Below are 23075 nucleotides of genomic sequence, written 5' to 3' on the forward strand. Positions count from 1 at the left end.
AATATGGTTTCCAGACGTACGATCCTGAAGGGCGCGGGCGCCGCCGCCGCGCTCTGGAATGTTCCGGGCCTGATGCTTCCCGCCCTTGCCGGTGACAGGGTGCATGGCCTGTCGGTCTTCGGGGACCTGAAATACCCGGCGGGCTTTTCTCATTTCGACTACGTCGACCCGCAAGCCCCCAGGGGCGGCAGGATCAATTTCCGGCCGCCCAGTTGGGCCTATAATCAGAACACACAGACCTACAATACCTTCAACACTTTCATCCTGAAGGGCGATGCTCCGCCGCGTATGGAACTGTGCTTCGATACGCTGATGGTTCGGGCCCTGGACGAACCGGACGCCATGTACGGGCTGCTGGCCGAAAGCGTCGAGGTTTCGGACGATGGCAACACCTTTGTGTTCAACCTGCGCCCGGAAGCGAAATTTCACGACGACTCGAAATTGACGGCGGAGGATGTCGCGTTTTCGATCATGCTCCTCAAGGCCGACGGCCACCCGCAGATCAGCCAGACCCTCCAGGAACTGGTCGATACCGAGGTGCTGGACGAAGCCCGTGTCGCCGTCCGGTTTTCCGGCAAACAGACCCGGCAATTGCCTCTGTTCGTCGCCGGCCTGCCGATCTTCTCCAAACGCTACTACACCGATTACGACTTCAAACAGTCGACGCTGACACCGCCGGTGTCCTCAGGCCCCTACAGGGTCGGGGATCATGCGGTCGGGCGTTATGTCGAATATGAAAAGGTGAAGGACTACTGGGCAAAGGACCTGCCTACCGTCGTCGGACACTATAATTTCGATATCATCCGTGTGGATTTCTTCCGTGAACGCCAGGCCGGGTTCGAAGCCTTCAAGAAAGGCGTGATCACGTTTCAGGAGGAGTTCACCTCCAAGATCTGGGCAACGGGATATGACTTCCCCGCAGTTCAGGACGGGCGGGTGGTCCGCGAGGAGATCGTGGACAACCGGCCTGCGGGCGCCCAGGCCTGGTATTTCAACACCCGCCTCGACAAGTTCAAGGATCCCCGGGTCCGCAAGGCTCTCGGGTTGGCCTTCGCCTTCGAATGGACCAATGAGGTGCTTTTCTACGGCCTTTACACCCGATCGGCGTCCTATTTCGAGAATTCGGACATGAAGGCGGAAGGCAAGCCGTCGACGGCGGAGCTTGCCCTTCTGGAACCCTTCAGGGATCAGGTGCCTGCGGACGTTTTCGAAGAAGCTCCGGTGCCGCCGGTTTCCGACGGGTCGAAATCCGACCGGTCGCTGTTGCGTCAGGCCGCCCGGCTGTTGAGCGAGGCGGGGTGCACGCGGAACGGGACTATTCTCAATGGTCCGGACGGGAAGCCGCTGACGATCGAGTTCCTCGACCGGGCGCCTGTGTTCAAGCGGGTTGTGCTGCCGTATGCGGAGAACCTGAGGCTCCTCGGGATCGAGGCCAATTTCCGCCTGGTCGACCCGGCCCAGTACCAGTCCCGGATGAAGGACTTCGATTTTGATGTCACGACCCAGAGGGTTATGACCGGCGCGACGCTGAGTGATTCCATCCGGCAGCTGTGGGGGTCCCGCGCGGCCTCCCAGCCGGGCAGTCACAATGCGGCGGGTATTGCGGATCCGGTGGTCGATGCCCTGATCGAGACGGCCCTGGCGGCCGAAACCCGCGAGGATATGACGATTGCCGCCCGCGCGCTCGATCGGGTCCTGCGCGCCGGCTATTATGCGGTGCCGCAGTGGTATAATCCGAACCATCTGGTGGCCTATTGGGATATGTTCGGTCGCCCGGGCAAACCGCCGTTTTACGATTTGCCTGTTGAAACCACATGGTGGGTCGACACGGAAAAGGCGAAAAAGATCGGCAAGGACGGTTAGGATAAAACCTGACATGCCGCAGCGAAAGAGGCAGTGAAAGACCGATATGGGCGCCTATATTCTCCGACGCCTTCTCCTGATGATCCCGACCCTGATCGGCATCATGGCAATCAATTTCGCCATCATCCAGTTCGCTCCGGGCGGACCGGTGGAGCGCGTGATCGCTCAACTTTCGGGAACCGATGTGTCCGCTACGGCACGCATTTCCGGCGGCGGCAGCGATATGGGCGGAACCATGGGCGAGGCCTCCGGCGGCGGTGCCGGCGACAGCGTCACGTCGAAATACCGCGGCTCGCAGGGGCTCGACCCGGAATTCATCAAGCAGCTGGAGGCCCAGTTCGGGTTCGACAAGCCGCCTCTGCAACGTTTCCTGACCATGCTTTGGGACTATGCGCGGTTCGACTTCGGTGACAGTTATTTCCGGGATATCCGGATTACCGACCTGATCCTGGAGAAAATGCCGGTTTCGATTTCGCTCGGCCTCTGGATGACGCTGATCTCATATGGGATCTCGATTCCGCTCGGGATTCGAAAAGCCGTATCGGACGGCACGAAGTTCGACATCTGGACTTCGGGCGTCATCATCGTCGCCTATGCCATTCCCGGCTTCCTGTTCGCGGTGCTCCTGATCGTGCTTTTCGCCGGGGGGTCGTTCTTCGATATCTTCCCCTTGCGCGGGCTGACCTCGGAGAACTGGGAAAGCCTGTCCTGGCCGGCGCGGATCGCCGATTATTTCTGGCATCTGGTCCTGCCGCTGACCGCAATGGCCCTGTCGGCCTTTGCGACGACGACGCTTTTGACAAAAAACTCGTTCCTGGACGAGATCCGTAAGCAATATGTGGTCACGGCCCGCTCCAAGGGGCTGACCGAGCGGCAGGTGCTCTACGGCCACGTGTTCCGGAATGCCATGCTCATCGTGGTCGCAGGCTTCCCCGGTGCCTTCATCTCATCATTCTTCGCGGGATCCCTGCTGATTGAGACGATCTTCTCGCTCGACGGGCTCGGACTGCTGGGCTTCGAATCGGTGATCAACCGCGACTACGCGGTGGTCTTCGCCACGCTGTATATCTTCTCGCTGATGGCCCTTCTGGTGAACCTCATCTCCGACCTTACCTACACCTGGATCGATCCCCGCATCGACTTCGAGAGCAGGGAGGTCTGACAAGTGGATAGCCGCCTGAATAAAGACCTCGAAGACACCGGCCTCGACGTCATGAACCCTCTGGCCGAGGAAACCGCGCCGCCGCCCGCCCGCTTTGCCCTGTCGCCGATCAACAAACGTCGCCTTGTCAATTTCAAGGCGAACCGGCGCGGTTTCTGGTCGCTCTGGATCTTTCTGGTTCTCTTCGTTCTGTCACTGGGTGCCGAATTCCTGATCAACGACCGGCCGGTCCTCGTCTCCTACAAGGGCGAGATCCTGGCGCCGATTTTCGTCAATTATCCGGAAGAAAAGTTCGGCGGCTTCCTTGCGATCACCGACTACCGCGATCCGTTCGTTCAGGACGAGATCAACGCCAACGGCTGGATGCTGTGGCCGCCGGTCCGCTACTCCTATCGCACCGTGAACAACGCGATTCCGGTGCCCGCGCCGGCGCCGCCGTCCTGGATGATGGACAAGAAGGAGCGCTGCCAGCGCTATCCGCTGGGCGCGGACGATCCGAATTGTGTTATCGGCAACTGGAACTGGTTCGGAACCGACGACCAGGGCCGCGACGTGCTCGCTCGTCTTGTTTACGGCTTCCGGATATCCGTTCTGTTCGGTCTTGCCCTGACCCTGGCCTCCTCGGTGATCGGCGTTGCCGCCGGTGCGGTTCAGGGCTACTACGGCGGCTGGGTCGATCTGCTTTTCCAGCGGTTCATCGAGATCTGGACGGCGATCCCGACGCTCTACCTGATCCTGATCGTCTCTTCCGTGCTGGTTCCCGGCTTCTGGACCCTGTTCACGATCCTGCTCGCCTTCTCCTGGGTGGCGCTGGTCGGTGTGGTGCGCGCGGAATTCCTCCGCGGCCGGAACTTCGAATACATCGCGGCGGCGCGGGCGCTGGGCGTTTCCAACCCGGTCATCATGTGGCGCCACCTGCTTCCCAATGCGATGGTGGCGACCCTGACCTTCATGCCCTTCATCCTGAACGGATCGATCTCGACCCTGACGGCCCTCGACTTCCTCGGCTTCGGTCTGCCGCCCGGATCGGCTTCCCTTGGCGAACTGCTTGCCCAGGGCAAGAACAACCTTCAGGCGCCCTGGCTCGGCATCACCGGCTTCATCGTGATCTCGCTCATGTTGAGCCTGCTGATCTTCATCGGCGAAGCCGTCCGCGACGCCTTCGATCCGCGCAAGAGCCTCGGGTGAGGATGGGATGACCGACATGACCTCAGACACCCTGGTTTCCGTCAAGGATCTCTCCGTCGCCTTCACCCAGGCCGGCAAGACCAATCTGGCGCTGGACCGCGTTTCCTTCGACATCCGGAAGGGCGAGACGGTTGCGCTCGTCGGCGAGAGCGGATCGGGCAAGTCCATTTCCGCCCTGTCGATCCTGAAGCTGCTGCCCTATCCGGCGGCGTCCCATCCCTCGGGCGAAATCCTTTACCGCGGCGACGACCTGCTCAAGGCCGACGAAAAGGCGATGCGCAAGGTGCGCGGCAACGAGATCTCCATGATCTTCCAGGAGCCGATGACCTCGCTCAATCCGCTGCACACGGTCGAGCGGCAGGTATCGGAGATCCTGAAGGTCCACAGGGGCATGAGCGACACCAAGGCGCGCGCGCGCGTTCTGGAGCTCTTGAACCAGGTCGGCATCCACGATCCGGAAAGCCGGCTCAATTCCTACCCGCACCAGCTCTCGGGCGGTCAGCGTCAGCGCGTCATGATCGCCATGACGCTTGCCAACGAACCGGACCTCCTGATTGCCGACGAACCGACGACGGCGCTCGATGTGACCGTGCAGGCGCAGATCCTGAAGCTATTGAAGGATCTGCAGGCCGAGCGCCATATGGCCATGCTGTTCATCACCCATGATCTGGGCATCGTGCGCAAGTTCGCCGATCGGGTCTGCGTCATGACAAAGGGTCAGATCGTCGAGCACGGGCCGGTGAAGGATATCTTCGATAATCCGCAGCATCCCTACACCAGACATCTGCTTGCCGCTGAGCCCAAGGGCAAGCCGCCCGTTTCCGACCAGACGAAGCCGGTCGTGGTCGAGGCCGAGGACCTGAAGGTCTGGTTTCCGATCAAGCGCGGTTTTCTGCGCAAGACGGTGGGCCACGTGAAGGCCGTCGACGGCATCGACGTTACCGTCCGCAAAGGACAGACGCTCGGGATCGTCGGGGAGAGCGGATCCGGCAAGACGACGCTGGGCCTTGCCATTCTCCGGATGATTTCCTCGACGGGAAAGATCAGCTTCAACGGACGCGACATCCAGGAGAATTCCTGGAAGGAAATGCGCCCGCTTCGCCGGGACATGCAGATCGTCTTCCAGGACCCGTTCGGCGCGCTGTCGCCGCGCATGTCGGTGTCCGATATCGTCGGCGAGGGCCTGCAGGTGCATTTTCCGGATCTGTCCGCACAGGAGCGCGACCGCAAGGTCGCCAAGGCCCTGGAGGAGGTCGGGCTCGATGGCTCGACACGCTTCCGCTATCCGCACGAGTTTTCCGGTGGCCAGCGCCAGCGCATTTCGGTCGCCCGCGCCATGGTGCTGGAACCGAAATTCGTCATGCTGGACGAACCGACCTCCGCGCTGGACATGAGCGTGCAGGCCCAGGTGGTCGATCTCCTGCGCGACCTGCAGAAGGCCCATGGGCTGGCCTACCTGTTCATTTCCCACGATCTCAAGGTCGTGCGCGCACTTGCCAACGATGTGATTGTCATGCGGCAGGGCAAGGTGGTCGAGGCGGGGTCTGCGGAGGAAATCTTCGAAAGTCCGAAGACCGCCTATACCAAGGCGCTCATGGCAGCGGCATTCCATCTGGAAACCGCGCCGGAGGGTGTGGTCAGCGAATAGACCTAGAGCATCGTGCGATAACTTTGAACCATTTGACCGGCGCGCTTTTGTCTGCTGACAAGGCGGATTGCGCGCCGTGGTGTTTCCCACCACAAGCGCGAGCCAACACAGTCAGCGGGCAAAAGAGCCCGGCCCTTCGGGTGTCTGAAAGAAGCCCATCGGCTGCGTTGCGCCGCTCGCACGATGCACCGCATCGTGCTTCACGACGCGCCTGACCGAGTGAACTGCTTTCAGACATCAAATGGATCAAAGTTATCGCACGATGCTCTAACCCACCCAGCAGGTTGCGAAATAGCCGTTCTTTTCCTGGTCCTTGCCGATGGACCGGCGGGTCTTGTAGCCGATGAGACCGTCCGCGCCGCCCACGTCATAGCCTTTTTTCTCCAGAACCTGCTGGAGGGTACGCACGGCGCCGCGAGTGGTCTTCTTCGTCGGCTTCCATGCGCCGGCAAACCCGTTGTTGCTGGAATACCGGTCCGCGAGATGACCGACGAAAAGCGCGTAGGTGTCGCTCTCGTTATAGTCCTTCAGGACGTAGAAGTTTTCCGTTGCGATGAAGGCCGGACCGTAACGGCCGGCGGGCATCAGGATGTTGCCCGGCCGTGAGAGTTCATGATCGGGAAACGGCTTGCCACTGACCCGTTTCACGCCTTCCTTGACGAAGTCGCGGATGGGCTGGCGGTTGTCCGGGCCTTCGCGCGTGCAGGAAACCGTGTCCGGCAGGAACACCTCGTAGCCCCAGTCCCGGCCGCTGACCCAGCCATGCTTTGCAAGATAGTTGGCGATCGACGCCATGGCGTCGACATCGGAGTTCCAGATGTTGTGGTGCCCGTCTCCGTCGAAATCGACGGCGTATTTCAGGAAACTCGACGGCAGGAATTGCGGCTGGCCCATGGCCCCGCCCCAGGAGCTTTTCATCGCCGCCCTTGAAACGTCGCCGCTTTGCAGGATCTTGAGCGCGGCAATGAGTTCGTCCTTGAAGAACTCGGGGCGCTGTCCCATGAAGGCGCGCGTTGCCAGGACCCGGATGGCGTCATGGGGAATTTTCGCGCCCCCATAGCCCGATTCCCGGGCCCAGATCGCCAGAATGATCCGCTTCGGCACGCCGTAGCGCTGTTCGATTTTCGCAAGGACCGCCGCATGCTGCTGCATCTTCCGGCGTCCCGGTCCGACCAGGGCGTTGAACTGGCTGTCCTTGAAATAATTCGCCGGTTCGCGAAACTCCGCCTGGAAATTGATCTTCGGCGGTTCTCCCTTGCCGCCCGGACCGACGAGGCCGGGAAGCGATGTGTCCGGTGTCAGGCCTTTGAGTTCGCGCTGAAGCGTCTGGGACGAGACGCCGGCCTTCCTTGCGGCGGGGATCACGTCGTTTTCCAGATAGGCCTTGAACTCGGTGTCATAAGGCCCGGACCAGGCCGGCAGGGCAAATCCGGCCAGCATGAAAATCAGCGGGAAGATACCAAGTGCCTTGATCACGAATCGCTCCTTTGATCGGGGACCGGAAGCAAACCTAGCATAGATGCCTCACCCGACATGCGGGAACTCTCCTAGAGTCGGATCCAGTCGAGGGCCTCTGCAGATTGCTCCGCAAACTGCTGCCTGGTGAACAGATACCAATGCCCGCCGCCGGTCTGGTCATATGCGCGTGAAATCGGCGTGTTGAGGAGGTGGCATTTGAGAAGCGTTCCGACACCGCCATGGCCGGCAAACAGCACCGGGTCGTCTTTTGGGATCGCGGCCAGGACTGCATGGACCGCTTCGACGATCCGGGTCTGCGCGTCTGCTGCCGGTTCCCAGCCGCGAACGGAGCTTGTTGGGTTGGCGAAGAAGGCATCGGCCATGGGTTCAAACCGCTCAGGTGGCAGAAATCCGGTCGATGACCTGTCGTTTTCATGCATCGCGTCGATTTTCCGGACGGGAAGCCCGAACGCAGATGCAAAGATTTCGGCCGTCTCGACCGCCTTCCTCTCTCCACTCGCAACCACATGGCGGATCACAGGCGCCCATGGCTGGTCGATGGCCAGACGTGCGCGGCTTCGGCCCAGGTCGGAAAGCCCCCAGTCGGGAACCGGAACCTCAGGATCGATGGCGACTTCGGGGTGGGTGAGATAGACGCAAAAACTCAATTTGCTTCTTCAAGCCAACCGGTTATCAGCTCATGGGCGATGGAAATGGCCGGGGGAATACGGTGACCCAGCGGGTGCGTGCCGTCCACCATCTGGCGCACTTCCGCCCGGTCGCACCAGCGGCAGGCTTCCAGTTCGTCGTCGCCGATGGAAATCTCGCTCGACAGAGCGTCGCCGTGGCAACCGAGCATGAGATTGGCGGGAAAGGGCCAGGGCTGGTTGGAGATCAGACGCACGTCGCCGACCCGGATACCGGCTTCCTCGAAGGTTTCCCGGCGGACCGCCTGCTCGATGGTCTCGCCCGGTTCCATGAAGCCGGCAAGGGTGGTGAACATGCCTTCCGCCAGCCGCGGCGGCCGTCCGAGCAGAGCCCGGTCGCCGTCGGTGATCAGCATGATCACGCATGGATCGGTGCGCGGGAAATGCTGCCCCTCGCAGGACGGGCAATCGCGCCGGTAGCCGGCTTCCGCGAGCTTCGTCGGCTTCCCGCAGCGCGAACAGAACCGGTGGGTGCGATGCCAGTGAACCAGCGCCCTGGCCTGGGACAGGACACTCAGGTGTTCCCGGGAATGCTCCGCCTCCAGCGCCAGCGTACGCAGGTCGATGACCCTGACACCGTCGATCGCCTCCATTTCCTCGTCGCTGCCCGGAAGCGTGGCGGCGAAGTAAGGGCGGGTTCCTTCGCCATCCAGACCGAGGAAAATCATCTCCTCAAGATCGGCGCCCAGTTCGACTGCTCTGCCGAGCGGCAGTCCGATTTGTGAAGGGCTGCCTGCGGGCAGAACCAGCCGGTTCGCGGTGGACAGGACGATCTCGGTATCGCTGCGGGAAAGCTGGCCCTTGATCCAGTCCGTGTCGCCCCGCAGGTTTGCGAGGCGGTCGAGCCTGTTGTCGATGAAATTCATGACCGGTGCACGATCATGCGGCTTTTCTGCCGATGCCGTCATGAGAAGATCCTTGGCGTTGAATGCGGGGGGCGTCCGGCGGTCGGTGTCGCCGGTGGATATCAGTCCGATGAACCGGTGAGCGCGGACTTGAGCGCGGCGATGACCTGATCCGCCTTGTCATGGTCGTAGGGTTTGGGCGGCACGACCCCCCAGACCGGGCCGGGCCAGGCCGCATCGTCCCGGAAGCGGGCGATCACATGCACATGCAATTGGGGAACCTGGTTGCCGAGCGCTCCGACGTTGAGCTTCTCGCAGTCGGTCACCTTCTTCAAGGCCTCGCAGACGGCGGCGATCTCCTCCATCAGCCGCCCTCGCTCTTGGGCGTCCAGATCGATGATTTCGATCAGGTCGGACTTGCGCGGCACCATCAGGACCCAGGGATAATTGGCATCCTTCATCAGCCGGATGGCGCACAGGTCGAGGTCCGCGACCGGGTAGCTGTCCCCTTCGAGACGGGGATTGAGATCGAACTGGATCATGGAATGGGGGTCCGCATCAGGAATGAAAACGCGGACAGCCTACACCATGAAAAGAAGCCTTGGCGAGAGGCTTGGGCGAGGGGCTTGGCGGACCGGTTTTTACGGTATCAGCCCGGCCGTCAAACAATTCCGTTCTCCCCCTTGCCAAAGGCCCCCTTCGTTCTGATATAAGGGCCTCGGGAGGTTGGTGGTGGACGAGCCACTCGCCAACCGGGTCAGGTCCGGAAGGAAGCAGCCCTAACGAGATCTCGGCACGGGTCACCGTGCCAGCCTCCCACCCTCTCCTGAAAGTCCGTGTTCGACTGGTCAGCAAGGTTGCCACGCCTTGCCCTGATTTCTTTTGCCGATGGTTCACAGAAAAATCGGAAAAGGATCACGACACCGGCGCAAAAAAGGCGGTATGGTGCGCCCATGGACGAGATGGCTTTTCCTGAAGACGGCGTGAAGACCGGGGCTGCGAAAGACGGCGCCTACCGGGTGCTGGCCCGTAAATACCGGCCCCAGACCTTTGAGGATCTGGTCGGCCAGGAGCCTATGGTACAGACGCTGGAAAACGCGTTCGAGACCGGGCGCATCGCCCAGGCCTGGATGCTGACCGGCGTGCGCGGGGTCGGCAAGACCACCACCGCCCGCATCCTGGCCCGTGGCCTCAACTACGAGGTTCCCGGTGAGGCCGACAAGCCGACGGTCAGGCTGGAGAAGGAAGGCACCCATTGCCGCGCCATCATGGAAGGCCGGCACGTGGACGTCATCGAGATGGACGCCGCCTCCCACACCGGCATCAACGACATTCGCGAGATCACCGACGCGGCGCGCTACCGCCCGGCGACGGCACGTTACAAGGTCTACATCATCGACGAAGTGCACATGCTGTCGACGGCGGCTTTCAACGGCCTGCTGAAGACGCTCGAGGAGCCGCCCGAGCATGTGAAGTTCATTTTCGCCACCACCGAAATCCGAAAAGTTCCGATCACGGTCCTGTCCCGCTGCCAGCGGTTCGACCTGCGCCGGATCGAGCAGCCGAAGCTGGTCGGTCTCCTGCGCCGCATATCCGGTGCCGAAGGCATTCAGATCACCGACGAGGCCCTGACCCTGATTGCCCGTGCCGGCGAAGGCTCGGCGCGCGACTCGCTTTCCCTGCTCGATCAGGCCATGGCCCACGGCGCCGGCGCGATCGAGGCCGATGAGGTCCGCCAGATGCTCGGTCTTGCCGACCGGGCGCGGGTGATCGATCTGTTCGGCCATGTCATGGCCGGCCGTGTCGCCGAAGCCATGGAAGAACTCGCCGCCCAGTACCAGGTCGGCGCCGACCCTGCGATCGTGCTGACGGATCTGGCCGATTTCACCCATCTGGTCACCCGGATGAAGGTCGTGCCGAAGGCGGGCGAGGATGTATCGGTCACCGAAACGGAACGGCTGAAAGGCCACGAGTTCGCCGAAAAGCTGTCTGTGCGCGCCTTGTCCCGCGCCTGGCAGATCCTTCTGAAAGGCGTTCAGGAAGTGCAGGCCGCCCCCAAGCCGCTCGCGGCCGCCGACATGGTCCTGGTCCGCCTGGCCTATGCGGCCGATCTGCCCGATCCGGGCGAGGCGCTGGCACTTCTGAAAAGCGGCGGAACGATTTCCGCCGGTGGCGGGGCGCCTGCCCCAAGTGGTTCTTCTGGCGGGTCTGGCGGACCCGGCGGCGGCGGCCCGACCGCCTCCTTCGAGCCGCGTCCGAAGCTTGCCGCCATCGCCGGCGGCGGCGCGCAACGGCCGCCCCAGATCCGGCCTCAGGCCGCCCCCCAGGTTCAGCCGGCCGTTCCGGCGGTTGCTCTCGGCTCCCTGCAGGACTGCGCGGCACTCGCTTCGGAAAAGCGTGATATCCCGATGAAGGTCGCCATCGAACGCCAGATGCGCCTCGTCAAGTTCGAGCCGGGCCGGATCGAGATCCAACCGACGGAAGACGCTTCGGCGGATATTGCCGGCGAGTTCGGCCGCAAGCTGACGGAGTGGACCGGCACCCGCTGGATCGTGAGCGTCAGCCGCGCGCAAGGGCGTCCGACGATTCACGAGGAGCGTGAGGCAAACCGGGAAATGCTCCTGTCCGATGCCCGTGCACACCCGACGGTCGCCGCCCTGCTCGGCCAGTTTCCCGGCGCGAAGATCGTCAACGTCAGCGTCCAGGAGACCGACGAGGACGAAGAGCTTGCCGATCCGCTTCTGGTCGAGGCGCTGGGCGACGACGATGCCGACGACGAGTAGACGAAATTCCCGTTTGCTCTCTGTTTTCCCTTAGACTAAGCCTGCCACAAGCAAAGTCCGAATTGGATCGGGCAAGGCGCATCAGATGGAGAATGAGCCCATGGACTTCCTCAAGATGATGAAACAGGCAAAGCAGATGCAGGAGCAGATGGGCTCCCTGCAGGAAGAGATCGCCGAAATCGAAGCCGAAGGCTCCGCCGGCGGCGGCATGGTGAGCGTGAAGGTCGGCGGCAAGGGCGAGCTGCGCGCCGTCAAGATCGACCCGTCCATGTTCAAGGAAGAAGACGTCGAGATCCTCGAGGACCTGATCATCGCGGCTCACAACGAGGCCAAGGCCAAGGTAGAGCAGGCCATGCAGGAAAAGACCCAGGAAATGATGAGCGGCCTCGGCCTTCCCGCCGGAATGAAGCTGCCGTTCTAAGGTCAGGCCCGTAAATGGCGCAGAACAAGGTCGTCGGACCGGAAATCGAGCGGCTGATTCAGCTTCTGGCGAAGCTGCCCGGACTGGGGCCGCGCTCGGCGCGCCGCGCCGCGCTGCATCTGATCAAGAAGAAAGATCAGCTTCTGGTGCCGCTCGCCGAGGCCATGGGCGTGGCGGTGGACAAGATCGGCATCTGTTCGGTCTGCGGAACGGTCGACACCTCCGACCCTTGCGCCATCTGTTCCGATCCGCGCCGCGACCAGAGCGTTCTGGTGGTGGTGGAAGACGTCGCCGATCTCTGGGCCCTGGAACGGGCCGCGGCCATCAACGCGCGCTATCATGTGCTTGGCGGAAACCTGTCGCCGCTCGACGGTGTCGGACCGGAAGACCTCAACATCGCCCCTCTGATCGAGCGCTGCGGCAGCGAGGCCATCGAGGAAGTGATCCTGGCGATCAATGCCACCGTGGAGGGCCAGACCACGGCCCATTACGTCACCGATCAACTGTCTCACCTTGACGTAAAGGTCACTCGCCTGGCCCACGGCGTTCCGGTCGGCGGAGAACTCGATTATCTCGACGAGGGCACCCTTGCCCAGGCACTGAAGGCACGCACGCAGTTCTAGGGGGAGCAGCGTGACCGGAAAACTCTATGTCGTGGCTTGGGAATTCCGGTACGCCGGAAACGGCTACTGGCCCGTTTTCGACATTCGGGAAATTCTGCCAGCCGATGACCTGACGATGCTCGCCCGGCTGACAATTAATGACACCGGAAAGCCCTACGGCGACGACTTCAGTATAACGATTCTGTGTGGCCGAGACCGGTATAACGTCAGACAGTCGGGTAAACAGAAGGCCAGCTGGAAATTCATCAAATGTGAGCGGTTCGATCCGGATGAAGTCGAAGCGCAGATCCTGGCGCTTGTCGACCGCTGTGCGTCGGATCGTTTCGAGCAATGGATGGATTGCCTCCGGGAGCATTTTAATTGGGAGTACGAAGGCATGAAACCAGCCCCTTATTAGGGCCAATCCGGTGGTTGAGCCTTTGTCCACATTGCCCTTGCACCACAACGCCTGCGCACTTATGTCGGGGCTGTCCGTTTCTAACCGCGCAAGGAACCAGATGCTCTCAGCCGCTTCCCGTGCCTTCGGGCAGGTCTTCGAAAAGCCCTTTCGGGCCATTTTCTGGAAAATGCTGGGCTTTACCCTCGCGGTTCTTCTGGTCATCTGGATCGCGCTTCAAGGGTTGGTCGCAGGCTTCGTCGACCTTCCCTATCCCTGGCTGGACACGGCGCTCTCGATCCTGACCGGGGTCGGCGCCATCATCGGTCTCGGCTTCCTGATCGCGCCCGTCTCCGCCCTGTTCGCAGGCCTGTTTCAGGACGAGATCGCCGATATCGTCGAGACGCAGCACTATCCGTCCGACCCGCCGGGCAAGGCCATGGCCCTGATGCCTTCGATCTTCCTGGCGGTGAAGTTCACCGGCGTGGTGATCCTCGGCAACATCTTCGCGCTGCTGCTGCTCCTGGTTCCCGGCATCAACCTGGTCGCCTTCTTCGTCGTCAACGGCTACCTGCTCGGCCGGGAGTTCTTCGAATTCGCCGCGACCCGCTTCATGCCGGTCGAGGAGGCAAAACGTCTGCGCAAGGCCAAAAACGGGACCGTCTTCATGGGCGGGCTGGTTATCGCCGGCGTTCTGGCCGTTCCGATCCTCAACCTGATCACGCCCATCTTCGCCACGATCTTCATGATGCATGTGTTCAAGCAGGTTTCCGCTGGACAGGCCGCGCGTTATGGAGAAGCTGGGAGGGGATAGCGGCGTGGCCGTTTGAAAACTTGCTGACGGGCCGGCATGAAGGATCTCCTGGACGACATCTACACGAAAATCGGCCTCTCCCCGGATCGCGGCGGCGTGGCCACCTATATTCCCGAACTTGCCAAGATCGATCCGCACCAGTTCGGCATTTGCGTCGCCACCGCCGATGGCGAGGTCCATGTCGCGGGCGATGCGGATGTGCCGTTTTCCATCCAGTCGGTGTCCAAGGTCTTCGCGCTTGCCCTGGCGCTGGGCAAGGTCGGCGATCAATTGTGGCGCCGGGTCGGCCGTGAGCCGTCCGGCCTTTCCTTCAACTCGCTTCTTCTTCTTGAACGGGAAGAGGGTATCCCGCGCAATCCCTTCATCAATGCCGGCGCGCTGATCGCGACCGACATCTATCTGACCGGGGCGAGGCCGAAGGAGGCCCTTGGGCAACTCCTGCGTTTCGTCCGCGCCGCTTCCGATGACGATGCCATCCACATCAATGAAATGGTGGCCCGCTCGGAAATCGCGACCGGTCATCGGAACATCGCGCTCGCGCATTATCTGGCCTCCTTCGGCAATCTGCATTCCCCGGCGGATCAGGTCTTCGGCACCTATTGCCACCAGTGCGGCATCGAGATGAGCTGCCGCCAGCTCGCCCTGGCCGGCCGGTTCCTGGTCGAGGCAGAAGACAGCCCGAAGCTGGTGTCTCCCGAACGCCGGCGGCGGATTGCGGCCCTGATGATGACCTGCGGTCACTACGACGGTTCCGGCGACTTTGCCTTCCGTGTCGGCCTACCGGGCAAAAGCGGGGTCGGCGGCGGCATTCTTGTGATCGCGCCGGGCAAGGCCTCGATCGCGGTCTGGTCTCCGGGGCTCAACCGCTACGGCAACTCCAAACTCGGCACCGAAGCGATGGAAATGTTTGCCAGAAAAACCGGTTGGTCCGTCTTCGGCTGAGCGCAAGTTCCTTTTGCTTCAATGCTTAGCTGCCTTTTGAGGCTTGAGGTGCATGCGATTTTGAACCGCTCCAGCGAAAAACAATTCAGATTCATCCATTGGATGCTTTGACGGGACGGTATCTTAGCGCTAGAACGCATCAGGACAACGCCTTGAATTGCTTACGCTAACGTAAACGTAAGCAGGCGTCGTACGGGAGAGAAGTTCCATGTCGAATGCCGACCTGCGGGGCAACCGCCCCTTGTCGCCCCATCTACAGATCTACAAGCCGATCCTGACGATGGTCATGTCGATCCTGCACCGTATCACCGGCGCAGCCCTCTACTTCGGAACGATCCTGCTCGCCTGGTGGCTGATCGCCGCTGCCGCGGGACCGGAGTATTTCGATTTCGTCAACGGGATCTACGGCTCGTTCATCGGCCGGCTGATTCTGTTCGGCTTCACCTGGGCCCTTGTGCACCACATGCTCGGCGGACTGCGCCACTTCATCTGGGACATGGGCGCCGGTTTCGGACGCGAGGCCCGCGAGTGGCTGGCGCGCGCCACGATCATCGGCTCGGTCACGCTCACGATCGTGCTCTGGATCATCGGCTACGCGGTTCGCTGAGGGAGAAGACAATGACTGATATGCGCACTCCCCTCGGTAAGGTCCGCGGCCTCGGCTCCGCCAAGGAAGGCACCGATCATTTCTGGAAGCAGCGTCTGACGGCCTTCGCCAACGTGTTCCTGATCTCCTTCTTCGTCATTCTGGTGATTTCGTTGCAGGGCTCTTCCCACGGCGACGTTATCGAATGCCTGAAGAACCCTCTCGTCTCGATCGTCCTTCTCTTGGTGATCCTGTCGGGCATCTATCACATGAAGCTCGGCATGCAGGTCATCATCGAGGACTACGTCCACGGCGAGGGCCTGAAGGTACTGAGCCTGATGGCGAACACGTTCTTTAGTGTATTCATCGGCCTCGGCTGCATCTTCGCCGTGCTGAAAATTGGCTTTGGAGGCTGACCCTGATGGCCAAAACATATGAATTCGTCGACCACAGCTACGACGTGGTCGTGGTCGGTGCCGGCGGCGCCGGCCTGCGTGCGACCCTCGGCATGGCCGAGCAGGGGCTCCGCACCGCCTGCATCAGCAAGGTCTTCCCGACCCGCTCCCACACGGTTGCCGCCCAGGGCGGGATCGCGGCCTCCCTCGTCAACATGACGCCGGACAGCTGGCAGTGGCACATGTACGACACGGTGAAGGGCTCCGACTGGCTCGGCGACACCGACGCCATGGAATACCTCGCCCGCGAAGCGCCCGCCGCCGTCATCGAGCTGGAACACTACGGCGTGCCCTTCTCCCGTAACGAGGAAGGCAAGATCTACCAGCGCCCGTTCGGCGGCCACATGCAGAACTTCGGCGAAGGCCCCCCCGTGCAGCGCACCTGCGCCGCTGCCGACCGGACCGGCCACGCCATCCTGCACACGCTCTACGGCCAGTCGCTGCGCAACAATGCGGAATTCTTCATCGAGTATTTCGCCCTCGACCTGATCATGTCGGATGACGGCGTCTGCCAGGGCGTGATCGCCTGGAACCTGGACGACGGCACCATCCACCGTTTCTCCGCCAAGATGGTCGTGCTTGCGACCGGCGGCTACGGCCGGTCCTATTTCTCCTGTACCTCGGCCCATACCTGCACCGGCGACGGCGGCGGCATGGTCGCCCGTGCGGGCCTGCCGCTGCAGGACATGGAATTCGTGCAGTTCCACCCGACCGGCATCTACGGCGCCGGCTGCCTGATCACCGAAGGCGCGCGCGGCGAGGGCGGTTACCTGACCAACTCCGAAGGCGAGCGCTTCATGGAGCGCTATGCGCCGTCGGCGAAGGACCTGGCGTCCCGCGACGTGGTCTCCCGCTGCATGACCATCGAGATCCGCGAAGGCCGCGGCGTCGGCCCGAAGAAGGATCACATCTTCCTGCACCTGGATCACCTGGATCCGGCCCTGCTGGCGGAACGTCTCCCGGGCATTTCCGAATCGGCCAAGATCTTTGCCGGTGTCGACCTGACCAAGGAGCCGATCCCGGTCCTGCCGACGGTCCACTACAACATGGGCGGCATTCCGACCAACTACTGGGGCGAAGTGCTGAACGCGGACGCGGACAATCCCGACCGCATCCAGCCGGGCATGATGGCCGTCGGCGAAGCCGCCTGCGCCTCGGTGCACGGCGCCAACCGCCTCGGCTCCAACTCGCTGACCGACCTTGTGGTCTTCGGCCGCGCCGCCGCGATCCGTGCCGGCCAGGTGATCGACCGGAAGGCCGCCGTGCCGACGCCGAACGAAACCTCCTGCGAAAAGATCATGGAACGTTTCGATCGGCTCAGGAACGCCGACGGCAAGACCCCGACCGCCGACCTGCGCGAAAAGATGCAGCGCGCCATGCAGGAAGACGCCGCCGTTTTCCGCACCCAGGAAAGCCTGGAGCAGGGCTGCAAGCGCCTGACGGAGATCTGGGGCGAGCTGAAGGACATCAAAGTCACCGACCGGTCGATGATCTGGAACTCAGATCTGGTGGAAACGCTGGAGCTGGAAAACCTGATGGCCAACGCCATCACCACGGTGTTCGGCGCGGAAGCCCGCAAGGAAAGCCGCGGCGCCCATGCCCGCGAGGACTTCAAGGACGGTCCGTTCGCCGGCCGCGACGACGAGAACTGGCGCAAGCACACGCTCGCCCGCGTAAGCGAGGCCGGCGAGGTCAAGCTGGAGTATCGTCCCGTTGTCACCGAACCGCTGACCAAGCTTGAGGACGGCGGCATCGACCCGAAGAAGATCGCGCCGAAGGCGCGCGTCTACTAAGGCAGGTCCCGTGAGCGCATCGGCTGCCATTATGGATACGGAAAGCCCCTTCGGCACCTACAAGGCCGAAGGGCTCGTCCGCTACGCCTGGAAACTGGCGGATCATCACGATCTGTCGGCCTCCCTGCGCAAGCGGATCCGTGCCCTGGTGGCGCGCCTGTTCACCGGGCCCTACGACACCGAGGCCGACGGCCTGAAGTTCCGGATCTATCCGGGCCAGAACTACGACGACCGCAAGATCCTGGCCAAGGGCCGGCTGCCGGAAAAGGACGAGCACAAGCTGCTGCGCCCCTATCTGGAGCCCGGCACGACGTTTGTGGATGTGGGCGCCAACATCGGCAGCTACACGCTGTTCGCCGCAAGCTGCGGCGCGCAGGTGCTGGCGGTCGAGGCCAACCCGGAAACGGCACAGAAGCTCGCCTTCAACATCAAGGCCAACGGCCTCGATCAGGTGACGCTTGCCGGGGTCGCCATCGGCGAAACCGAAGGCACCCTGTCGCTCTGGCTGGAGCCGTCCAACTGCGGCTTCGCCACCCTGGTGGAAGACCTGACCACCGGCGAATGGGCCGGCGACTGGTCGCCGAAGGACGTGGCCGTGCGCCCGCTGGCGGACGTGCTGGCCGACGAGGGTGTGGGCCGGGTCGATGTGCTCAAGGTCGATGTGGAAGGCTTCGAGGACCGGGTGGTCCTGCCGTACCTGCGCAACACGGATCGGTCCGCCTGGCCGCGGGTCATCATGCTTGAAACGAATTGCCGGCCGCATTGGGCCGAGGACTGTGTTTCCGAGCTGGAAACCCTCGGCTACCGCGCAGCCGGTGTGACGAATGACAACACGGTGTTCGAGCTTCCCGCCTGAACGCCGCACAGATGTGGCCCGGACGCGATAAAGCGGGCCCAAACGCGGAGCGATGAAAAATGGTTCAGCTGACGCTTCCCCGGAACTCCCAGGTGACGGCAGGCAAGGTATGGGACAAGCCGGCCGGCGCGACCAACCTGCGCGAATACCGGATCTACCGCTGGAACCCGGACGATGGCCGGAACCCGCGTGTCGACACCTATTTCGTCGATGCCGACGACTGCGGCCCGATGGTTCTCGACGGGCTCATCTACATCAAGAACAAGATCGACCCGACGCTGACCTTCCGCCGCTCCTGCCGCGAAGGCATCTGCGGCTCCTGCGCCATGAACATCGACGGCACCAACACGCTGGCCTGCACCAAGGGCGTGGATGAGGTTGCCGGCGATGTGGTCAAGATCTACCCGCTGCCGCACATGGCGGTGGTCAAGGATCTGGTGCCGGACATGACCCAGTTCTACGCCCAGCACCGTTCCATCGAGCCCTGGCTGCAGACCGTGTCGCCTGCGCCGGAAAAGGAATGGCTCCAGTCCCACGACGACCGGACCAAGCTCGACGGCCTCTACGAGTGCATCCTCTGCGCCTGCTGCTCGACGTCGTGCCCGAGCTACTGGTGGAACGGCGACCGCTACCTTGGCCCGGCCATCCTGCTGCAGGCCTATCGCTGGCTGATCGACAGCCGCGACGAGGCCACCGGCGAGCGCCTGGACAACCTGGAAGACCCGTTCCGGCTCTACCGCTGCCACACCATCATGAACTGCTCGCAAGCCTGCCCGAAAGGCCTCAACCCGGCCAAGGCCATCGCCGAGATCAAGAAGATGATGGTCGAACGGCGGGTGTGAATGACTGGCACCCAGTCTTGAAGACTTCGAAAGGCGGGCTTCGGCCCGCCTTTTTGCTGGAAATGACGGCCTCAGGGTTTAAGGCCTACCTCCCGGCCGGTTTTCTCCCGGTCTTCCGAATATCAAAATTGCATGATGGGGCTTGGTAAGCCATTGTTCGCAAAAAGAGTGATTTGAATTTCTGATACCGGAAATAGAGTGGCGCCTCATGATGCATCGTTGTTTTCAGGGATTGGCCATCGGCTTTCTTTGGGTGCTTTTATCGATCGTGAGCGTTGGAGGGGCGATGTCCGAGGATGAGATCACGCCCGGCGGATCGAGGGTCCTTCGCTACGAAGGTTACGAGTACGAGTTTCGCGCCCCGGAAGGGGAAGGCAGGAACCTGGACGAGATCACGGATTTCCTGGAAGGCTTTCTCGGCGAGAACACGGGCGTTTTCCGCGAAACGGAATCGGACAAGGTCCGCATCGATGTCCTGTATTTCCCGCCACGGCCGGGACAGGAATGGTGGACGCTGGTGACGAGCGGGATGAGTGACCTGCCGATGACGGTTCCGGACGGACTTGAGAATCCGGAAGGAGTTGAACTTGCCGAGCTTGTCCTGCTGTTGCCGAAGGATTGGTTTGTTGCCGACGAGAAGGGTTTGGTTGCAGCTGATGTGATGGAGGACCAGCAAAAATTCTGGCCCGTGGAAATGCTGCAGTGGCTGGCCAGGTTCCCGCACGAGTACGAAAGCTGGGTCTGGTACGGCCATTCCTTTCCCAATGGCGATCCCACCGAACCCTATTCCAGCAATACGAAGCTCTCGAACGCGCTCCTTCTGGTGCCGGTGCATTGGCAGCCGGAGCAATACAACATGAAGCTGAAGAACGGCCGCGACCTCACGTTCCTGAGCGTGGTGTTCCTCTACGATGACGAAAGAGACGTCAAGCTGCAGCAAGGAACGGACGTGCTGACCGATGCCTTCGATCGTGCCGGCGTCACCGAGCTGCTTGATATCTCCCGTCCGAGCGCTGTCCGCACGAACAACGTTTTGGACTTTCTTCGCGGACTGAGCAAAAAATAAGGCGCTCCCGCAGGTCTCCCACCATCAGGTTCCCATGGACGATACTATTGTTGCCGAAATCCGGTCCCGGCTGAAGATGCTGGAAGCGCAGGAGCGGGTGACTATTCCGCTTGCCATCGAAAGCGGTAGCCGGGCCTGGGGATTTCCGTCTCCGGACAGCGACTACGACTGCCGGTTTGTCTATGTCCGGCCGCTTGCCGAAACCTTCACCCTTTTCCCCCGGCGGGATGTCATCGAGGAACCGCTGACCGAGGTCTTCGACATCAACGGCTGGGAACTTTCCAAGGCGTTGCGCCTGATGCTCGCCGGCAATGCGGTGATTGTCGAATGGCTCAGATCGACCTTCGCCTATCAGGAGAACGGGGAATTTCGGGAAGCCGCGTTGCAGCTGGCGGAGGACGTCTGCGACAGAAGGCTGATCGGCAAGCATTATTATCATCTGGCGCAGAACCAGATGAAACGGTTCATCACACTCGGCGAGCCGGTTGCCCTCAAGAAGGTTCTCTATGCGCTCCGGCCGCTCATGGCCATCCTCTGGCTGGAAGCAAACCCGGACGCAGCCGTCGCTCCCATGGATTTTCATGAACTGAGGGCGTCGGCGGATGTTCCGGAGCATGTCTCTGAAAAAATGGATGAGCTGCTTCGGTTGAAGGCGCAAACCGGGGAAATCGGTACGGACCTTTTGGATCCGTCCCTCGCGGATTTCCTCTTTTCGACGTTTCAGCGTCTGGAACCCTGGAGTTTCGCCGCTCCCTCCGTGTCAGATCGTGAGCCGATCGTAGACGAATTCTGGCGCTACTGGTCGCGCGAACTGGCTCCGGCCGCTTAATCCTCGGCGTCCGCAATACCTGGGGGCGATACCGCACGCTTCCTTTTTGCCCTTGCGGGTTGCGATAAAATGTTCTTTATTTGTTCTCATTATTTTTCAGCAAGGAACGGGACCCATGGGCATTCTCGATCATATCGGTTTCGCGGTATCCAATTTTGAAAAATCCAAGGCCTTTTACGAGAAGGCACTGGCGCCGCTCGACATCAAGGTCCTGATGGAGGTCACGGCCGAGATGACCGGCTGTGACGCGCATTGCGGTTTTGGCACCGACAAGCCGGAATTCTGGATCGGCACCGGCGAGCCGCTCACCGGCAGCCTGCACGTCGCCTTTACCGCTCCGAGCCGGGCGGTTGTCGATGCGTTCTACGAAGCCGCGATGGCCGCCGGCGGTCGGGACAACGGCGCGCCCGGACTGCGGCCGCATTATCACGAAAACTATTACGGCGCCTTCGTGCTCGATCCGGACGGCCACAACATCGAGGCGGTCTGCCATCGCCCCGAATGAAGGGCCAAGACGGGTTTGGAACAGGAGGATATCCGCATGCACAAGAGCAGACTGGCGGTGGCGGTCATCGACTGCCAGGAAGGCGATCTCGGCGAATATGCGGCCTGCTGGGCAAGCGCTCTTGGAAGAACCGTGGAAGGTCGGCCGAAAGACCCGAAATATCGCGACCTGATCGGCCCGGACGGAGAGATGCTCCTGATGGTGCAATCCGTCGATCACAGCCCGCGGGTGCATCTCGATATCGAAACGGACGACATCCCCGCAGAAGTCGCGCGGCTGACCGGGCTCGGTGCCAGAGAGACCGGCAAATGCAAAACCTGGGTGGTGATGGAGGCGCCGAGCGGACACCGCTTCTGTGTCGTCGAACCGCAGCGCCCGGATTTTGAGGAAAACGCCAACGTCTGGGAAGTTTGACGGCTCCAGCGTGTCTGCGTCGTTCACGTGCCATCAAAGACACGCGAGCCGGCGCTTCCGGAGGGTGACGACGCCGTTCGGGTGCATTAGGTCTGGGACTGGAAAACCCAGGAGGTCCCCGCCCATGCGTGCCCTAGTCCTTGCTGCCCTCGTCGCCGTGTCCAGCGCACTGACCGTTTTGCCTGTGAAGGCCGAAACCGCCGTCGTTGCCGGCGGCTGCTTCTGGTGCGTGGAATCCGATCTGGAAGGCCTGCCGGCCGTGCGCGAGGTCATCTCGGGCTATGCGGGCGGAACGACCGAAAATCCCACTTACAGAAATTATCACGACGGCGATCACCGCGAGGTGGTCAAGGTGGATTTCGACGAAAGCAAGCTGAGCTACCGCGATCTTGTCGGGATCTTCCTGCGTACCATCGACGTCACCGATGCCGGCGGCCAGTTCTGCGACCGCGGGCATGGCTATTCCACCGCGATCTATCCGCTGGACGCAAAGCAGGCGAAGGAGGCGAGGGCCGCCATCGCAGATGCGCAAAAGGATCTCGGCAAGAAGATCGTCACGCCGGTGGAAAAGCCCGCCATCTTCTGGCCGGCGGAGGACTATCATCAGGACTATTACAAGAGCAGCACCCGCACGCTCACCCGCTTCGGCTACGTCAAGCGTTCCGATGCCTACAAGGGCTATCGCAAAGGCTGCGGCCGCGATGCGCGGGTGAAGGCGGTCTGGGGCGCGGAGGCCTTCAAGGGGCTGCCTATCGCTACCCACTAACAGGGCATTGGGCTCAATATCACGAGCTTGATGACGGCGGTGCCATGCCGCCGGAGTGCACAACACGTCGCGAGGTGGATTGGCTCACCCGGACTTCGCCGTGTGATGACGTTGTTCCGGGGGGAGAAGCCTT

At 61.9% G+C, this 23075-nt stretch carries 24 protein-coding genes and 1 other RNA gene; 21 read left to right on the top strand and 4 right to left on the bottom strand.

Annotated elements, in window-relative coordinates; genetic code table 11:
- Window positions 1-3: 3 nt before the first annotated feature.
- The 4 genes from ACN0SO_RS15330 to ACN0SO_RS15345 are packed head-to-tail and all read left to right on the top strand — an operon-like array spanning window position 4 to window position 5861.
- Window positions 4-1863: an extracellular solute-binding protein gene (locus ACN0SO_RS15330; protein WP_417679216.1), complete on the top strand. Its 1860-nt coding sequence runs from the start codon at window positions 4-6 to the stop codon at window positions 1861-1863.
- Between the two features lie 46 nt (window positions 1864-1909).
- Window positions 1910-3025: a microcin C ABC transporter permease YejB gene (locus ACN0SO_RS15335; protein ID WP_417679218.1), complete on the top strand. Its 1116-nt coding sequence runs from the start codon at window positions 1910-1912 to the stop codon at window positions 3023-3025.
- 51 nt (window positions 3026-3076) lie between these two features.
- Window positions 3077-4213, top strand: coding sequence for an ABC transporter permease (locus ACN0SO_RS15340; protein ID WP_417679371.1), 1137 nt, complete (start codon window positions 3077-3079; stop codon window positions 4211-4213).
- 16 nt (window positions 4214-4229) lie between these two features.
- Window positions 4230-5861: an ABC transporter ATP-binding protein gene (locus ACN0SO_RS15345; protein WP_417679220.1), complete on the top strand. Its 1632-nt coding sequence runs from the start codon at window positions 4230-4232 to the stop codon at window positions 5859-5861.
- A 267-nt stretch (window positions 5862-6128) separates the two neighbouring features.
- Here ACN0SO_RS15345 and ACN0SO_RS15350 read toward each other — a convergent pair whose 3' ends face one another.
- From ACN0SO_RS15350 to ACN0SO_RS15365, 4 genes are all read right to left on the bottom strand, one after another.
- Complete coding sequence (locus ACN0SO_RS15350) at window positions 6129-7301, bottom strand: lytic murein transglycosylase (protein ID WP_417679373.1); 1173 nt, start codon at window positions 7299-7301, stop codon at window positions 6129-6131.
- Window positions 7302-7408: 107 nt separating this feature from the next.
- Entirely contained in the window at window positions 7409-7987 is a 579-nt protein-coding gene (locus ACN0SO_RS15355) for a histidine phosphatase family protein (RefSeq protein ID WP_417679222.1), read from the bottom strand.
- Entirely contained in the window at window positions 7984-8934 is a 951-nt protein-coding gene (gene nudC, locus ACN0SO_RS15360; RefSeq protein ID WP_417679224.1) for an NAD(+) diphosphatase, read from the bottom strand. Before nudC ends, ACN0SO_RS15355 begins: the two co-directional genes overlap by 4 nt.
- 59 nt (window positions 8935-8993) lie before the next feature.
- Window positions 8994-9413, bottom strand: coding sequence for an HIT domain-containing protein (locus tag ACN0SO_RS15365; protein WP_417679227.1), 420 nt, complete (start codon window positions 9411-9413; stop codon window positions 8994-8996).
- 179 nt (window positions 9414-9592) lie between these two features.
- Between ACN0SO_RS15365 and ffs the strand changes: the two genes are divergently transcribed.
- From ffs to msrA, 17 genes are all read left to right on the top strand, one after another.
- Window positions 9593-9691, top strand: an RNA gene (ffs, locus tag ACN0SO_RS15370) — signal recognition particle sRNA small type.
- Between the two features lie 133 nt (window positions 9692-9824).
- Complete coding sequence (locus ACN0SO_RS15375) at window positions 9825-11654, top strand: DNA polymerase III subunit gamma/tau (RefSeq protein WP_417679229.1); 1830 nt, start codon at window positions 9825-9827, stop codon at window positions 11652-11654.
- A gap of 100 nt (window positions 11655-11754) precedes the next feature.
- Window positions 11755-12075 (top strand): YbaB/EbfC family nucleoid-associated protein, encoded by a 321-nt coding sequence (locus ACN0SO_RS15380; RefSeq protein ID WP_417679231.1) that lies wholly within the window; start codon window positions 11755-11757, stop codon window positions 12073-12075.
- Between the two features lie 14 nt (window positions 12076-12089).
- Window positions 12090-12698, top strand: coding sequence for a recombination mediator RecR (gene recR / locus ACN0SO_RS15385; RefSeq protein WP_417679233.1), 609 nt, complete (start codon window positions 12090-12092; stop codon window positions 12696-12698).
- 10 nt (window positions 12699-12708) lie between these two features.
- Complete coding sequence (locus ACN0SO_RS15390) at window positions 12709-13095, top strand: Imm8 family immunity protein (protein ID WP_417679235.1); 387 nt, start codon at window positions 12709-12711, stop codon at window positions 13093-13095.
- A 100-nt stretch (window positions 13096-13195) separates the two neighbouring features.
- Window positions 13196-13888: a sulfate transporter family protein gene (locus ACN0SO_RS15395; RefSeq protein ID WP_417679237.1), complete on the top strand. Its 693-nt coding sequence runs from the start codon at window positions 13196-13198 to the stop codon at window positions 13886-13888.
- A gap of 36 nt (window positions 13889-13924) precedes the next feature.
- Window positions 13925-14830: a glutaminase gene (locus ACN0SO_RS15400; protein ID WP_417679239.1), complete on the top strand. Its 906-nt coding sequence runs from the start codon at window positions 13925-13927 to the stop codon at window positions 14828-14830.
- Window positions 14831-15038: 208 nt separating this feature from the next.
- Window positions 15039-15437, top strand: coding sequence for a succinate dehydrogenase, cytochrome b556 subunit (sdhC, locus tag ACN0SO_RS15405; RefSeq protein ID WP_417679241.1), 399 nt, complete (start codon window positions 15039-15041; stop codon window positions 15435-15437).
- Between the two features lie 11 nt (window positions 15438-15448).
- Complete coding sequence (sdhD, locus tag ACN0SO_RS15410) at window positions 15449-15832, top strand: succinate dehydrogenase, hydrophobic membrane anchor protein (RefSeq protein ID WP_417679243.1); 384 nt, start codon at window positions 15449-15451, stop codon at window positions 15830-15832.
- 5 nt (window positions 15833-15837) lie between these two features.
- Window positions 15838-17664: a succinate dehydrogenase flavoprotein subunit gene (gene sdhA, locus ACN0SO_RS15415; protein WP_417679245.1), complete on the top strand. Its 1827-nt coding sequence runs from the start codon at window positions 15838-15840 to the stop codon at window positions 17662-17664.
- Window positions 17665-17674: 10 nt separating this feature from the next.
- Window positions 17675-18520, top strand: a complete 846-nt coding sequence (locus ACN0SO_RS15420; protein WP_417679247.1) for an FkbM family methyltransferase — start codon at window positions 17675-17677, stop codon at window positions 18518-18520.
- 59 nt (window positions 18521-18579) lie between these two features.
- Window positions 18580-19362 carry a succinate dehydrogenase iron-sulfur subunit gene (locus ACN0SO_RS15425; protein WP_346893632.1) on the top strand — a complete coding sequence of 261 codons (783 nt, stop codon included), beginning with the start codon at window positions 18580-18582 and terminating at the stop codon, window positions 19360-19362.
- Between the two features lie 286 nt (window positions 19363-19648).
- On the top strand, window positions 19649-20428 hold the full coding sequence (locus ACN0SO_RS15430; protein WP_417679250.1) for a suppressor of fused domain protein: 780 nt from the start codon (window positions 19649-19651) through the stop codon (window positions 20426-20428).
- Between the two features lie 34 nt (window positions 20429-20462).
- Window positions 20463-21257, top strand: coding sequence for a DNA polymerase beta superfamily protein (locus ACN0SO_RS15435; protein WP_417679252.1), 795 nt, complete (start codon window positions 20463-20465; stop codon window positions 21255-21257).
- Between the two features lie 121 nt (window positions 21258-21378).
- The gene (locus ACN0SO_RS15440) at window positions 21379-21762 is read left to right on the top strand and encodes a VOC family protein (protein ID WP_417679375.1); all 384 of its coding nucleotides are present in this window, start codon (window positions 21379-21381) and stop codon (window positions 21760-21762) included.
- Between the two features lie 36 nt (window positions 21763-21798).
- Entirely contained in the window at window positions 21799-22176 is a 378-nt protein-coding gene (locus ACN0SO_RS15445) for a VOC family protein (RefSeq protein ID WP_417679254.1), read from the top strand.
- A 124-nt stretch (window positions 22177-22300) separates the two neighbouring features.
- Window positions 22301-22942 carry a peptide-methionine (S)-S-oxide reductase MsrA gene (gene msrA / locus ACN0SO_RS15450; RefSeq protein ID WP_417679256.1) on the top strand — a complete coding sequence of 214 codons (642 nt, stop codon included), beginning with the start codon at window positions 22301-22303 and terminating at the stop codon, window positions 22940-22942.
- Window positions 22943-23075: the final 133 nt, after the last annotated feature.

The organism is Roseibium sp. (assembly GCF_048260565.1).
Classification (GTDB): Bacteria; Pseudomonadota; Alphaproteobacteria; order Rhizobiales; family Stappiaceae; genus Roseibium.